Source organism: Olsenella sp. DNF00959 (assembly GCF_001553055.1).
Taxonomy (GTDB): Bacteria; Actinomycetota; Coriobacteriia; order Coriobacteriales; family Atopobiaceae; genus Olsenella_I; species Olsenella_I phocaeensis.
The window spans coordinates 542,257-557,286 of sequence record NZ_KQ960133.1 but is presented as its reverse complement, the minus strand read 5'-3'; the positions used below and the strand labels follow the sequence as shown (position 1 = coordinate 557,286).

The window sequence follows — 15,030 nt, the reverse complement described above, 5'->3', positions numbered from 1 at the left end:
CCGACGAGCCCCGGACAATGGAAGACCGCCCATCCCACGCCGGAGACAGGCGGTCCCACATGGCCGCAGGGCGGCCGGAATCGCAGCTGGGAAGAGGTCCAGACTACTGTGCGTAGCTCACGACGGGCTTGCCTGCCTCAATGGCGCCAGGAGCGGTGAGCTCGACGGACGAGAGGTCGTCGGAGTTGGTGATCGCCATGATGACCACGTCGTCGTGCCCGGCCGCCTTGATCTTCTCGCTCGAGAACTTGATGAGGGGCTCGCCGGCGCTCACGTGCGCGCCCTTGCTGCCGAAGACGGTGAAGCCCTCGCCCTTCATCTCGACCGTGTCGACGCCGATGTGGATGAGCACCTCGGCGCCGTCGTCGCACACCATGCCCAGGGCATGGAAGTTGGGTGCGCCAATGGCGCTCAGGGTCCCTGCCGCAGGCGCGTAGACCGTGTCGCCTTCGGGGAGGACCCCGCAACCCTTGCCCATGGCACCGCTGCTGAACACGGGGTCGCTCACCTCGGAGAGGGAGACGGCCTTGCCGGTGACGGGAGCCAGCAGGGTGCCCGCAGGGGCGCTGACGCCCAGGGCGGCCGGCTTCGAAGGCTTCTTGAACATGTCGAACAGACCCATTGAATACCTCCTGACCCGAGGGTCCCCCCTCGTCGCGACCCCGATGGTATGGCCTCTGGCCCGATCGCTATATGGATTATCCCACTAAGTCCCCTCCCGGCGTAAGCCAAAGTGAATAACGCCGCCCATTCGACCTCTTGTGGGCAGACGGTCTTGCCACCAAAAAACTGCGCACGGAATTTGGAATCGAGAGAAGCGACCTGGGCAAACGCCGCTCGTCTCCATAATTCGAGGCTACCGTGCGCAGTTTTTGGCCGGCCCGCACGCATCAGTCGGCATCCACACGTGACAGCAGGAGGCCCGGGGCGCCAGCCCCGGGCCTCCTCGCTCACCTAACATGTCGCCCGGACGCGCTTACTCAGTCGCAGCGCCCTCCTGACCTGCTCCGTCAGCCCCAGACGTGGCAGCGGCGCCGACTGCGTCCGCGACCTTCCGCGCGGCATCCGCGACCTCGCCCAGTCCGCCTGCGTCGATGCTCACCTTGCGGTTCACCTTCGCGTCGTAGGTGTCGGCGCGCATGACGTCGGCCAGGTCGACGCCCGTCACGCTCTTCACCATGTCGAAGGCGGCCTTGATGGACTGCGGCGCCATGGACGTCACGCCCGCGGCCGGGGAGCCCTCCCCTTCGCCGCCGACGGTCGAGTAGATGTTGATGGCGTCGATGCCCTCGATGGGCTTGGAGGCCGCGGCGATGATGTCCGGCAGCACGCCGATGATCTGCTGGGCAAGGGCGGCCTGGCCGTACTTGCGCAGGGCCTCCGCCTTCTTGTCCATGGCCTCTGCCTCGGCGATGCCCTTGGCGCGGGCCGCCTGGGCCTCGGCCTCGCCCTTGGCGCGAATCGCCTCGGCGGCCTTCTGCGCGGAGTAGAGCTCTGCCTCGGCGGCCTTCTGCCTGGTCACGAGGTCCGCCTGCGCGCGCTGCTCGGCGGCGTAGCGGTCGGCGTCCGCCTGCTTGCGGATGGAGGCGTCGAGCTCCTGCTCCTTGACGGCGACCTCCTTCTGCTTCAGCTCGGCCTCGCGGTCGGCCTTGGCGATCTCGGCGTTGACCTGCTCGGTGTTGATGGCCTTCTGCTGGCGCTGCGCCTCGATGCCCTTGGCGGCGTCCGCCTTCGCGGCCGCGGTGTCCGCCTCGGTCTTGAGCGAGGCCTGGCGCAGGGACAGGGCGTTGTTCTGCTCGGCGATGGCCGTCTCGGACGTGATGCGGGCGTCGTTGGCGATCTTGTTGGCCTCGGCACGGGCGACCGCGATCTCCTTCTCGGCGTTCGCCTTCGAGATCTGGGCGTTCTTCTGGATGGCCACGGTGTTGGCGATGCCCAGGTTCTCGATCACGCCGATGCCGTCGTCGTCGATGTTCTGGATGTTGAACGACACGATGTCCAGGCCCATGCGCTGCATGTCGGTCATCGCGTTCTCCTGCACCTTCGCGGCGAAGGTCTTGCGGTCGTTCATGATCTCGGTCAGGCGCATGCCGCCGATGATCTCGCGGAGGTTGCCCTCCAGCACGTTGACCACCATGTCGTTGATGTAGTCGGAGTCGCGGTTGAGGAAGTTCTCCGCCGCCTTAGCCAGGCCGTCCTCGGTGTTCGAGATCTTAACCACGGCGACCGAGTCAACCATGATGTTGATGTAGTCGAGGGTGGGGATGGTCTTCGTGGTCTTGACGTCGACGGAGAGCATGCGCAGAGAGAGGCGGTCGACGCGCTGCAGGAAGGGGATCCTGACGCCGGACTTCCCGATGAGGTAGCGGGGCTTCTTCCCGCCGCCCGAGATGATGTAGGCCTGGTCGGGCGGCGCCTTCACGTACCCGGAGGCGATGATGACGAGCACCGCGATCACGACGATGCCGATGAGGACGAACCTTATGAGCTCCATGACGCACGCTCCCTTTCTGGAGGCAACGCCAGCCCGACGCGGGTGGCGGTCCTGGCCGGCCACGAACAGAGGAGATGTTATCTGATTGGAGAGGGGCAACGTCCCGGCCGGAAGGCCGGACCATCCGGAACCACATCTGCGCCACAGATGCCACGACCCGTCTGACCTGGTCGTTTACAGTTTCAATCGTCCACTCTGGGCCAAAATGGGGAAGGGTCGCGCAACCCGGCGCGAGCGGCCATCGATATCACGAGCCGTAGCAAAACACCATCCAAACACAATAGGAACCTCTCCCCGAAAATTAACGACTTCTTTCTTGAAATCACCCAATAATGTCGAGAAATGCCTGCTTCGTTGCGGTAAGTTAGTACAAAACATAGAAGCTAAACTTTTTGGGGATGGTCAGATGAAGGTAGGGGTACGAGACATCAGCCGCAAGACCGGCTTCTCCCCCGCCACGGTTTCCAACGCGCTCAACCACAAGCGCGGCGTGAGCAAGGAGACCGCCGAGGCCATCCTCAGGGTCGCGCAGGAGCTGGGCTACCAGCGCCCCAGCCGCCTCGACCGCATCCAGTTCGTCGTCGTGCGCAAGAGCGGCAAGGTCCTCGACGAGTCGGACTTCCACCCCGCGGTGGTGGACGGCGTCGAGCGCGAGGCGAAGCTCCACGGCCTCACCACGAGCTACGTCACCATCGACCTCGCCGACCCCGGAGCCCATTCCCAGCTGCGCGAGCTCTGCCAGGACACCACCAGCGGCATCGTCCTCCTGGGCACCGAGATGATGGAGGAGGACTACGAGCCCTTCTACGGCTCCGCCGCCCCCCTGGTCATCGTGGACGGCTGGTGCTACCACAGCTTCATCGAGTCCATCGTCATCTCCAACGAGAGCTCCGCCTACCGAGCCGTCCACTACCTCATCGGCAAGGGCCACACGCGCATCGGCTACGTCAGGGGCAACCCCGTCATCCGCAACTTCCCCCTGCGCGAGCGGGGCTGCCGCCGTGCCCTGGAGGAGGCGGGCCTCAGCTGGAACGACGACTACTGCGTGACCGTGGGCACGAGCCTCTCCACCGCCTACGCCGCCGCCAAGGAGTGGCTCGAGGGCGACCCGGAGCTCCCCACCGCCTTCTTCGCCGAGAACGACGTGATGGCCTGCGGCATGATGCGCGCCCTCCTCGAACGCGGCGTCAAGGTGCCGGAGGAGGTCTCGTTCGTCGGCTTCGACGACCTGCCCGTCGCCACCGTGATGCTCCCCGCCCTCACCACCCTGCACGTTCCCAAACACGACATCGGCGCCATGGCGGTCCAGAAGCTGATTGCGAAGGTCAAGGCCCCGAGGGACTTCACCTGCACCACCCACGTCTCCACCACCTTCGTAGAGCGGGACAGCGTGGCACAGCTGTAGGGTTTGGGCTCCCCCTGGGCTAGAATCGACTCATGCACACGACTGCGCGGACGCCGTCCGCGGGAGGAGGAGCCATGGCAGCAGAGAACACGGACTTCCAGACCTACGCTCCCGAGCCCGAGCTCGAGTTTGGCGACGCCGCGCCCGCGGCGCCCGAGCTGGACCTCGACGGCGCGACCGCGTCCGATCCCGTAACCGCCTCCCTCACCCCCCAGGAGCTGGAGAAGGTCTCGGCCTTCGTCCAGAAGATCGACATCACCGACACCGCCGGCGTCCTCGCCTACGGCGTGGGGTCGCAGCGCAAGGTCTCGGAGTTCTCGGAGCGCGCCCTCGCCGGCGTGCGCGGCCATGACCTGGGCGAGGTGGGCGACCAGATCAACTCGCTGGTGGTGACCCTCAAGAACTTCGACCCCGACCAGAAGGAGGGGGGCCTCCTGGGCCTCTTCCACAAGGCCAAGAACAGCCTCGAGGCCCTGAAGGCGCGCTACAGCGACGTGGAGAAGAACGTGCGCTCAATCTCTGACGCACTCGAGGGCCATCAGGTCACCCTGCTCAAGGACATCTCGATGCTGGACCAGCTCTACGCTCTCAACGAGTCGTACTTCAAGGAGCTGACCATGTACGTGGCGGCCGGCAAGCAGAAGCTCGAGGGGGTGCGCACGGGCGAGCTCGCCGAGCTGCAGGCCAAGGCGGCGAGGACGGGGCTCGCCGAGGACGCCCAGGCCGCCCGCGACCTTTCGCAGAAGTGCGACCGCTTCGAGAAGCGTATCTACGACCTCGAGCTCACCCGCCAGGTTGCGCTCCAGACCGCGCCGCAGATTCGCATGGTCCAGGCCTCGGACGCCGTCATGGCCGAGAAGATCCAGTCCACGGTGGTCAACACCATCCCCCTGTGGAAGAACCAGATGGTCATCGCCCTGGGCATCGAGCACGCCAACCAGGCCGCCCGCGCCCAGCGCGAGGTATCACAGATGACCAACGACCTCCTGAGGAAGAACGCCGACCAGCTCAAGGTGGCCACCGTCGAGGCCGCCAAGGAGGCCGAGCGCGGCGTGGTGGACCTCGAGACCCTGCGCCACACCAACGAGCAGCTCATCTCCACCCTGGATGAGGTCGCGCGCGTCCAGGCCGAAGGGCGCGAGAAGCGCCAGCTTGCCGAGGAGGAGCTCACGAAGATCGAGGGCGAGCTCAAGACGAAGCTCCTGGAGGCCTCGCAGCGCTAGGCTCGCCCAGTCAAGGGGCGAGGACGCAGGCGAGAGTCCCCGCATGCGAGCCCGCAAGTGCAGTCATGAGGGGCGGCGCCACGATCGCTCGTGGCGCTGCCCCTCTCGCCTGTCTCAGGCACGCCTGGTGACGCCGTCGGGCGGGTCGGCCGCCGTCAGGGACGCAGCTCGTCCCCCGTGGAGGTGAGCCCATCCTGCTCGAGCATGGTCCTCATGACCTTGAGGTCGCCCGTGAGGTCCATGCTCTGCTCCTGCAGGAGGTTGTCCAGGGTCCGGGAGAGCCCCTCGTCCACCATCTGCAGGGTCTGGGCCAACTCCGCGCGCACGGACTCGACCCCGGCACCGCCAGAGCCGCTCTGCTCGAGCTCGGCGTAGGACGCGGCGAGCTTCGAGGTCTGCGGCAGGTAGTAGTTGGCGACCCGCCTGAGCTGTGACGCGCACTCGGGATGCGACCTCAGGTACGACGAGAGCTGCTGCGTGCGCACGACGATGGACTCGAGCGAGGACCTGAGGCCCTCGTCCACGATGCGCGCGCGGGACTCCTCGACCATGCGACCGAAGTCGGAGAACACCCCCAGGAGCTCTCGAATCTCGGGAGTCAGCCCGTCGTCCACGGACTTGGCCTTCTCACCCTGGGACCCTTTCTGGCTCTCCTTGCGGCGGTTCCACTCCTTGCGAGCCCTCTTGTAGGAGCCGTCGGTGAGGTAGAGGGTCGTCCCGTCTCCCAGCGAGGCGATGTGCCCCTGCGGGATGAGTCCCCGGGAGATGGCCTCCTGAAGCAGGGGCTGCAGCTCCTTCACGGTGAGCTCGACCCTACCGCCCAGATCCCTCAGGCGCATGCTCGTCTCGTCTCCCACGGCCTTCGAGAGCGCAAGGCAGAGACGTGCGATCTTCCTGCGCCGGGCGCCCTTCGCGAAGGACTTGACCGCCCCCGTGCCCAGACCGACGAGAACCGCCAGACCAACGAGGAACGAGACGAGGCCGTCGAAGGCCATCATGATGGTCGGGACGATCATCATGATGGCCAGGTAGCCCAGGATGATCCCGCCGATCAGGTCCTTGGCGCGGACCTTCTCGTCGCCATGCCGACACACGACGTAGGGAGAAGAATCCACCTCCGCCATGCCCAGCTGCGCGGCGACGGCCGCGGCAGCGCGCTCGATGGAGCTGGCGATGCCATCGAAGTCGACCTTCGACATCAGCTCGCCCGCCTTCTCGGCGGCTGCGGGAATCTCTCTGTTGAGGACGTCACCCACCTGACGGGCGACGTCGGTGCCCTGGCGGACGAAGTCGTCCGCCGAGGTCCGGGGGTCCTTGGGGCCCCTCTCGTCCTGTGCGTCGTTGTCCATGGCGGCCATCCTCTGGGTTTGGCTGAAGTCACATGCGAGAAACCACCCTATGAAGGTACACGATGGCCGTGAATCCCGTGTGCTCGAAATGTCGGCAAGTCGTCACTGCCACGCCATGCAGGACGGCCCTGCGCCTACCGCAAGCGACGCCCGCAAAATGCAGGTCCCTGGCCTATGGCCTGAGCTCGTCCGCATCCTTGGTGAGCCCGTCCTGGGCGAGCATGGTCCTCATGACCTGGATGTCTCCCGCGAGGTCGATGCTCTGGTCCTCGATGAGCTCCTCCTGGAGCCGCGCGAAGCCGTCGTCGACCATGCGGAGGGCCTCCCTGAGCTCGCCCGTCACCTCCCGAGCGCGTTCGCCCTCGGCGCCGCTGCGCTCGAGCTCGAGGTAGGAGGCAACGAGCTTCGCCGTCTGGGGCAGGTAGTAGCCGACCGCACGCCCAAGCTGGCCAGCAAGCTCCGGATGGGCCTCCACGTAGCTCGCGATGAGGCCCGCCCTGCGCGCGATGCCCTCCATGGAGCCGCGCGCCGACTCGTCCGCCGCCTGGCTGGCCCGACCCGCAAGGACCTGGCCGAAGTCCCTGAAGGCGTCGACCACCTCGCGCTGCTCGCGGGCGAGAGGGACATCGGCCGTCGTCGTGGCAACGTCCTCCCCGAGGCCGGTGCCCCGCGGCTCGGAAGCGGAAGCGAGAACGGCGGAGAGGGCCCTCTCGTATGCCTCGCCGCTCAGGTAGAGCGCCTGCGCGGCGTTGGGAAGCGTCTTCACGCGCCCCTGGGGAAGGGAGCCCTGGCGGATGGCCTCCTCGCAGAGGCCGGCAAGATCGTCCTGCCCAATTCCCGTGCGCTCGGCGAGCTCCGCCAGGGGCACGACCTCCCGATCGGCGGCGAAGCGCGAGATCATGGCGAGCATGTCGGCGAGGCGCCTGCGACGGCGGGAGTCGAGGAGGCGCTTCGTGGCGAAGGCGAGGCCCGCCGCGCCCATGCCAAAGAGGAGGACGGAGGCGGGTACGGAGGCGCGGAGCACGGGGAAGCCCAGCACGAGGAGGAGCAATCCCATGTAGCCGAAGAACGCGACGCGGGGAAGCTCCCCGGGCCGCCAGGCAGCGTCTTCCTCGACAAGCAGGACGTAGGGCGACGCCCTCTGCGGCTCCGACGCCGGTGCCGCTTCGGCGGGAGTGCCAGTAGCTGCGTCGGTGATATCGGCAGAGGCAGAGGCGATGGCGGCGCAATGGTCGTCGGCAGGGGCAGCCGGCTCAGGTTCCGCCTCCACAGTCTCGGCGGCGACCTCCTCCGGCGCCTCGGCAGGCGCCGGTTCCGCGGTGACGTCCTCCACGTTCTGGGGAGAGGGGCTCGGCTGCGGGGCCGTGGGCGCATCGCCTTGGCGCGAGCCGAGGACGACGGGGGCCTCGTCACGTCCCGGCACCTCCTGGCGCAGCTCGTCGACGGAGGACGCGAGGCTGGCGAAGTCCACCAGGGCGAGGAGGTCAAACATGCCATGGGCGAACCGCATGCCGTCGGCGCGTGAGCCCTGGCGCGCCATCCTTGCCTCCAGCTCCCGCAAAGCCTTGTTCTCCATGAGAGTACGCCCTCCACGCGACCGGGGGCGATACTCTCGCCCGGAACCAGACGTTTTCCAGTATACGGACAAGTCACGACACCAGCCTTCGCGGGCGAGACGTGCCGCTTGCTTCTCTGCGCTTGCTGGCCCCACTCCTCTCCACCGGCCCAATCTTGTGGTTGTGGACAGAATTGCCGCCGGAGGGCAAGAAAAGTGTCCGCGTTTGCAAGATTGGACGTCGCGCTAGCAGGCAGCCACGGCCCCGACTTGTGCGTAGCGTGCGTGCCGTGGGGCTTGGGCGTGCCGTGGGGGTCCGGCTTCGCAGCCCTACGATCACCCGCTACCTCGCCAGCCAGGCGTAGACGGGGACGTCCCACCCGCATTCCTTCCCCTCCGCCTCCGCGAGGGCGCGCACGGCAAGCTCGTGGTCGAGGCCCTCGTGGAGGCCGCTCACGCAGAGCGTGGCCAGCAGAGCGCCGCGCTCGTCTCGGATGGGGAAGGCCCCGTCCACCGGACAGGCGAACTCGGGCGTGCCAAACTTGTCGGGTGTGCTGCGGTCGACGAGGTCCTGGAAGCTGCCGTCCACCTCGTGTGCCACGTCAGCCCATAGCGAGGAGTGGCCGCAAGCGAGAGACGCCCGACGCTTGCCCTGGGCGAACTCCTGGTTGCGTGGCGCCTTGTCGTCCGCGGCCCACTCGAACATCGCCAGGCCGTCCGGCTCGCGCACGACGCGCACGGTGACGCCGCGGTCGTACTCCCGTGACAGGCGCGCAACGGCGTTGCCCAGCTCGAGTGCGTCGGAACTGGTGAACTCGCCGTGCCAGCGCAGCGCCCCTTCCTGAACCTCGAGGGCGCGCAAGGCGTCCCGACCAAGCGAGAAGCGAGCCTTGACGGCGTCGACGATGCGCACGCAACGCACCGTAGCCTGGAGCGGCATCACGTCGCTCTCTTCTGCTCCGGCGGCTACGAGCTTCGTGAAGTGCAGCGCCTCTCCGTAGAAGTCGTCCACCTCGTAGGGGGCGTCTATCACGCGCGGCTCGCATCCGTCCGCGTACACCGTCGCACGCTGGCAGCGATGCAACTCCTCGATCACGACACGCCCTCTCGTGCCCACCAGCACGGCCTGGCGAGGCTTCGCACGGTCGAAGGCGCACTCGAGCGTGGCGCTCAGCCCTGCGACCTCGAGCGTGGCGCTCGCGTACATGTCGATGCCCTGGTCATTGGCGACGCCCGCGAAGGCAGTCACCTGCGCCTCTCCCGCCGGCAGGAAGTCATCGAGCCAACTCGCGCAATAGATGCCGCAGTCGAGGAGCACCCCTCCCCCCCACGGGATTGCTGTGGTACGTCTTGCCAGATCGGACGAGCTCGCGCATGTCGTTGCAGAGGATGGTCTCGACACGAACCACATCGCCTATCTCGCCTTTGTCCACCAGCTCGCGCACCGTCCGATAACAGGGGGTGAAGCGCGCCTTCATGCCCTCCATGAAGAGCGAGCCACACTCGCGTGCCACCCGCGCCACGTCGGCCGCCTCCTCGACGCCCAGGCAGGCGGGCTTCTCGCAGAGCACGGCCTTGCCGGCACGAAGCGCCCGGATGGCCCAGTCGTGGTGCAGGGCGTGCGGGAGCGAGAGGTAGACCGCGTCCACGCTGGGGTCGGCAAGCAAGGCCTCGTGGGCGGCGCCCGGCCTGCCCAGCGACTCGTCGGACAGGGCACCGGAGGGCGCGATGCCGTGCTCTTTGGCAAAGTCCTGCGCCTTGTCCGCTGAGCGACAGCTCAGCGCCACCAGCTCGGCGGCCTCCACGTTGCTCAGGCTGCTCGCGAAGCGACGCGCGATGTTGCCGGCACCCAGGATGCCCCAGCGAACGACTCCCTCTTCTGCCATGCCCGTCTGCCCCCTCCTACGCCAGCTGGCCCATGCCGTCCTCGAGGATGCGCATCTGCGCCAGGGTCTCCTCGGGGGTCACGAGCTGGGGCGCGCCGTTGGCGACGGTATGGAAGAGCGCGTCGTACCACTGCGAGTAGGAGCTTCGCTCGGAGGGCACGCGCTCCTCGTGCAGCCCGTCCTCGTCCTGGTAGCGCAGGGTCCCCCACTGCTCGGGCGCGTCCAGGCCGAAGTCGGGATGACCCGCGGGCAGGTAGAAGTGCTTGAGGTCCCGCTCCTGCTGGTCCTTCTCGAACTTGACGTACGCCCCCTTGTCACCGTAGATCTCGAAGCTCGGACGCTGGATGGCCATGCGGTAGTTCGCGTGAGCGGTGGCCTTGACGCCCAGCTCGTCGTAGTACAGGTCGTAGTCGAAGTAGTCGCAGACCATGCCCGCGCCCTGGAGCTGCCGCAGGTCGGAGTGGACGCGGTCGGGCATCCCGAACCAAGAGATGATCTGGTCGAGGCAGTGGCTCGCATGTCCGTAGGGGGCGTTGTTGACGGGGTCGTTGGCCATGCCGTCCATCATGGTCGGGCGCCAGTAGTCGTAGCTGGTGACGACTTCGAAGACCTTGCCCAGCTTGCCTGACTCCACGACCTTCCTGGCCGTGAGGTAGTCGGAGTCGAAGCGGCGGTTCTGGTAGCACTGGACCGTGACGCCGTTCTTGGCTGCCAGGTCGAAGAGCTCGGCGGCCTCCTCGTAGGTGGCCGAGAAGGGCTTGTCCACCGTCACATGCTTGCCCGCCTCGAGCGCGCGCTTGGCCATGGAGTAGTGCAGCGCCGAGGGGGTGGTGATCTCCACGACGTCGATCTGGGGGTCGCCCAGGATCGCCTCCGTGTCCGTGACGTACTCGACGCCGGGGATGGCCGCCCAGGCGGAGTGGTCGACATGGCGGGCCTGCATCGTCTTGATGCGGAACTTGTCGCTCCGGTCGAGGACGTACGGGGCATGGTAGCGATTGGCGCTCTTGCCGTTGCCGATGTAGCCGACGATGACCTTGCCGTCCTGCATGGTGAGTCCTCCCTGGGTGACGTGCTACGTACGATTCTCCTGCTTGTTGTTGCCATTGTAGGGTGCGGTCCGGCGACGACGGTCCCTACCCGCGAAGTGGGAACAGAGGTTCACGGCCTCCCGCCCCTGCAGCAAGCTTGCCGCACCTTTTTTCCAAGAGGCGATCGCATCCGAAGGCCTGCTACACCCTCTCGACGTCACCGGTGTAGGAGATGTCGAAGGGACCGTCCATGATGAAGAGCACGTCGACGTCCTCGGCGGCCGTCGCGCCGTGGAACATCGGAGTGCCCGCGTCCCACCAGACGAAACTGCCGGCGGGCAGGTCGCCCTGATCGGTGTGGAGCGTGCCGCGCAGCACGTACATGCCCTTGCCGCTTTCGTGGGTGTGAACCGAGAGCGGCATGCCCTTCTCGTAGCGCGTGAGCTGCACGTTCATACCGGTCTTGGGATCGTCGTGCAGGGTGATGGCCTGGTGCTTGGCACCCGAGCGCGGACTCACGAAGACGTGTTCTGCCGGGTTCAGGTCTTGGGGGAGAAACACCGTGACGCCGTTCTGACTCTTGCCCATTCGTTCCCCTCTCTTGGCGGAGGCGCGGACAAGATCCGTCGTCTCACGCCGATTGACGGCCGCTCAGGGCAACCAGTCGCCTTGTCACCGACAAGCCAGAGGCCCACCGGCAGGAAGCTGTCGGTGGGCCAGGAAGTTGAGCTTGTTCGGACGCTACGCCGTAGCCTTCTCGACTCCGGCCTCGGCCTGCTCCTTGGTCACGCCGAAGAAGTAGTTGATGCCGAGCGAGAGCGCGAAGCCGATGCCGCCCGCGATGGCCGCGAAGACGACGTTCATGGGCTTGTCCGGGGCGATGAAGTTGAGCAGGCTCAGGATCGAGGTGGCGCCCATGTTGTAGAAGTACACGTGCGTTATGCCGATGAACAGGCCCGCGACCGCGTTAGCGATGGAGACGCCCACCAGGCAGCGAGTGTACTTGCTTCCGGCACCTCGGCCTTCCGTGTCTTCCCTCCAGCTAGAAGATAGCCAGCAGCAAGAGGCGATCCGAAACGGTTCGCATTGCTGGACGGCAGGTCCGCAATGGGCTGGGGCAACCGTCCGATGGGCGGACATAATGTCCAGGCGGGACGCGACTCACCCCATCGCGCCTCTCGCGGCGTATTACCAAGTTCGTGCGCACTAACCAGGCGAGAGGGGCGCGCATTCGCCGCGCCGCCGGCGGGTCCTGGCGCGCGGCGGGCACGACGCGCCGGGGGGCGTGCGCATACGGCGAGGGGCCGCCCTCAGCCTGAAGCTGGAAGCGGCCCCCGGAGCGGACGCTGTGTCACTCTCGCCTAGAGGGCGAGCTCGACGAAGTAGGCGCTACTCGTCGTTGTCGCCGCCGGTCGAGGACATGGCAGCGGCACTGTTGTCCTGGTGGCCCACGACGTCACGCCAGACCCACTCGGTGAAGCGCGGGTGGTCGTAGCCGTTGTCGCAGGCGAACTGGAAGGCCTCGTCGCGGAAGGCGCGCCACTCGGCGATCTTCTCGGCGTACTTCTCGGCGTCCACGAGCTCGAGCGCGTGGGACGCGAGCGCCCAGCGGTCCATCTCGTTGAGGCGAAGCATGTCGTAGGGCGTGGTGGTAGAGCCCTCCTCCATGTAGCCGTGCACGTGGAAGTTGTCGTGGCCCGGACGGTCGAAGATCAGGCCGTGGATGGTGTGCGCGTAGGCATGGTAGGCGAAGAGCACGGGAACGTCGGTGCCGAAGAGCTCGGAGAAGCGCTCGTCGCTGATGGCGGCGTCGTTCTCGCCCGCGTTCTGGATGCTCAGCAGCTTGACCACGTTGACGAACTTGACCTTGAGGCCCATGTCCTGCAGGGCGTCGGACGCCGCGAGGAGCTCGAGGGTGGGCACGTCGCCGCAGCAGGCGAGGACGATGTCGGCCTTCTCGCCCTTCTTGACGTTGCCGGCCCACTCCCACTCAGCCACGCCCTCGGCCAGCTCGGCCTTGGCCTCGTCGATGGTCTGGAAGGTCGGCGAGGGCTGCTTGCCCGCGAAGATCGCGTTGATCTTGTTGGTGGACTTGTAGGCCTCCTCGCCCACGGCCAGCAGCATGTTGGCGTCGGCGGGATAGTAGGCCTCGACCACGTGGTCGTTGTGGAAGTTCTTGTTGAGGAGGACGTCCACGAAGCCGGGGTCCTGGTGGGAGAAGCCGTTGTGGTCCTGGCGCCAGACATGGCTAGTGAGCAGGATGTTGAGCGAGGCGATGGGCGCGCGCCAGGGAATGTGGCGCACGGTGGCCTCGAGCCACTTGGCGTGCTGGTTCACCATGGAGTCGACGACATGGATGAAGCTCTCGTAGCTCGACCAGACGCCGTGGCGACCGGTGAGCAGGAAGCCCTCGAGAAGGCCCTCGCACTGGTGCTCGGAGAGCTGCTCGATGACGGAGCCCACGGAGCTCATGTGGACGTCGTTCTCGGGGTCGGCGTTGAAGCCGGCGTCCCACTGCTTGTCGGTCAGCGAGTAGGCGGCCTGCAGGCGGTTCGAGGCCGTCTCGTCGGGGCCGAAGACGCGGAACTTGGTGAGGTTGAGCTTCATGACGTCACGGGTGTAGTCGCCGAAGACACGCGACGCCTCGGTGGTGCCGAAGCCATGGCCCTTCTCCGCCACGGGAATCTCGTAGTCGTGGATGTCGGGGAGCTCGAGCTCCTCGCGCACCAGGCCACCGTTGGCGTTGGGGTTGGCGCCCAGGCGCAGCTCGCCCTCGGGCATGAACTCGGTCACCTCGGGACGCAGGCTGCCGTCCTCGTTCCAGAGCTCCTCGGGCTTGTAGGAGCGCAGCCAGCTGCGCAGCACGCGGAAGTGCTCGTGCGTGTCCTTGGCGGACACCAGGGGCACCTGGTGCGCACGCCAGCTGTCCTGGGTCTTCTTGCCGTCGATGTACTTGGGGCAGGTCCAGCCCTTGGGGGTCTTGAAGACGATCATGGGGTACGCGGGACGCTCGGTCTCGCCGGCGAGGGCACGCCACTTGATGTCGCAGATCTCGTTGAAGACCTGCTCGAGCAGGGCGGCGAAGCGACGGTGAATCGAGATCGGCGGCTCGTCGTCGAAGCCGGCGACGAAGGTGTAGGGGTGGTAGCCCATACCGCGGAAGAACTCGTTGCGCTCCTCGTCAGAGATGCGGGCGAGGATCGTGGGGTTGGCGATCTTGTAGCCGTTGAGGTGCAGGACGGGCAGGACGATGCCGTCGGTGAGGGGGTTGACCAGCTTGTTGGTCTGCCAGGAGGTGGCAAGGGGACCGGTCTCGGCCTCGCCGTCACCCACGACGGCGAAGGCGAGGAGGCTGGGGTTGTTGAGGACCGCACCATAGGCGTGGCTCAGGGTGTAGCCCAGCTCGCCGCCCTCGTGGATGGAGCCAGGGGTCTCGGGCGCGAAGTGGCTGGGGATGCCGCCGGGGTAGCTGAACTGGCGGAAGAAGCGCTGCAGGCCGGCCTCGTCGTCCGTGATCTGGGGGTAGTATTCGCGGTAGGTCCCGTCGAGCAGGGACTGGGAGGTGCCGGCGGGTCCGCCGTGGCCCGGCCCCATGAAGAACACGACGTTCTGGCCGTGGTCGTGGATGAAGCGGTTGACGTGGCCCATCAGGAAGTTGAGACCCGGGGTGGTTCCCCAGTGGCCCACGAGGCGATGCTTGACGTCGGCGCGGCCGAAGTCGCGGGGCTGGCCGCTCTTCTCGTCCACGAAGTCGTCGCGCATGAGGGGGTTGCTGCGCAGGTAGATCTGGCCGACGGACATGTAGTTGGCGGCACGCCAGTACTTGTCGACCCAGGCCACCTCCTCCTCGGCGACGGGGGCATCGAGCTTCTTCCAGGGGGTACCCAAATCTTCTGCCATGCGGACTTCCCTTCATCCGAACGTCCAGGTGACACGTTTGCGCATAAACACGGCGAAAAAGCGAAGAACGCCAATATGCTTCGTCCATTTTAGCCTACGGGTGGATAATCGTCCCCTCATTTTGACCACTGGCCGATTGCTGCTGGCTAAATTTTGCTAAACATGGAATAGCGCGTTTAGTACCAGT

General features: G+C 66.6%; 12 protein-coding genes. 2 read left to right on the top strand and 10 right to left on the bottom strand.

The window, feature by feature from the left end:
- Positions 1–103 precede the first annotated feature (103 nt).
- Together HMPREF1868_RS09335 and HMPREF1868_RS09330 are read right to left on the bottom strand one after the other, a co-directional pair.
- Positions 104–622: a PTS sugar transporter subunit IIA gene (locus HMPREF1868_RS09335; protein WP_009278633.1), complete on the bottom strand. Its 519-nt coding sequence runs from the start codon at positions 620–622 to the stop codon at positions 104–106.
- Between the two features lie 354 nt (positions 623–976).
- Positions 977–2,494, bottom strand: a complete 1,518-nt coding sequence (locus HMPREF1868_RS09330; protein ID WP_062531786.1) for a flotillin family protein — start codon at positions 2,492–2,494, stop codon at positions 977–979.
- 406 nt (positions 2,495–2,900) lie between these two features.
- Between HMPREF1868_RS09330 and HMPREF1868_RS09325 the strand changes: the two genes are divergently transcribed.
- Entirely contained in the window at positions 2,901–3,899 is a 999-nt protein-coding gene (locus tag HMPREF1868_RS09325) for a LacI family DNA-binding transcriptional regulator (RefSeq protein WP_062531785.1), read from the top strand.
- A 74-nt stretch (positions 3,900–3,973) separates the two neighbouring features.
- Entirely contained in the window at positions 3,974–5,122 is a 1,149-nt protein-coding gene (locus HMPREF1868_RS09320; RefSeq protein WP_062531784.1) for a toxic anion resistance protein, read from the top strand.
- A gap of 155 nt (positions 5,123–5,277) precedes the next feature.
- Here HMPREF1868_RS09320 and HMPREF1868_RS09315 read toward each other — a convergent pair whose 3' ends face one another.
- The 8 genes from HMPREF1868_RS09315 to HMPREF1868_RS09280 all read right to left on the bottom strand — a co-directional run bounded on the left by HMPREF1868_RS09315 (position 5,278) and on the right by HMPREF1868_RS09280 (position 14,843).
- On the bottom strand, positions 5,278–6,471 hold the full coding sequence (locus HMPREF1868_RS09315) for a 5-bromo-4-chloroindolyl phosphate hydrolysis family protein (RefSeq protein WP_062531783.1): 1,194 nt from the start codon (positions 6,469–6,471) through the stop codon (positions 5,278–5,280).
- A 172-nt stretch (positions 6,472–6,643) separates the two neighbouring features.
- A complete protein-coding gene (locus HMPREF1868_RS09310; RefSeq protein WP_062531782.1) occupies positions 6,644–8,047 on the bottom strand; it encodes a hypothetical protein in 1,404 nt (467 codons plus the stop codon).
- Positions 8,048–8,369: 322 nt separating this feature from the next.
- Complete coding sequence (locus tag HMPREF1868_RS09305; RefSeq protein WP_062531781.1) at positions 8,370–9,344, bottom strand: heme-binding protein; 975 nt, start codon at positions 9,342–9,344, stop codon at positions 8,370–8,372.
- Entirely contained in the window at positions 9,301–9,912 is a 612-nt protein-coding gene (locus HMPREF1868_RS09300; RefSeq protein WP_062531780.1) for a Gfo/Idh/MocA family protein, read from the bottom strand. The genes HMPREF1868_RS09305 and HMPREF1868_RS09300 overlap by 44 nt, the downstream gene beginning before the upstream one ends.
- Before the next feature lie 16 nt (positions 9,913–9,928).
- Positions 9,929–10,963, bottom strand: a complete 1,035-nt coding sequence (locus HMPREF1868_RS09295) for a Gfo/Idh/MocA family oxidoreductase (protein WP_062531779.1) — start codon at positions 10,961–10,963, stop codon at positions 9,929–9,931.
- Positions 10,964–11,144: 181 nt separating this feature from the next.
- A complete protein-coding gene (locus HMPREF1868_RS09290; RefSeq protein WP_009278624.1) occupies positions 11,145–11,531 on the bottom strand; it encodes a cupin domain-containing protein in 387 nt (128 codons plus the stop codon).
- A gap of 153 nt (positions 11,532–11,684) precedes the next feature.
- Positions 11,685–11,930 carry a hypothetical protein gene (locus HMPREF1868_RS09285; protein ID WP_009278623.1) on the bottom strand — a complete coding sequence of 82 codons (246 nt, stop codon included), beginning with the start codon at positions 11,928–11,930 and terminating at the stop codon, positions 11,685–11,687.
- Between the two features lie 402 nt (positions 11,931–12,332).
- Positions 12,333–14,843 (bottom strand): phosphoketolase, encoded by a 2,511-nt coding sequence (locus HMPREF1868_RS09280; RefSeq protein ID WP_062531778.1) that lies wholly within the window; start codon positions 14,841–14,843, stop codon positions 12,333–12,335.
- Positions 14,844–15,030: the final 187 nt, after the last annotated feature.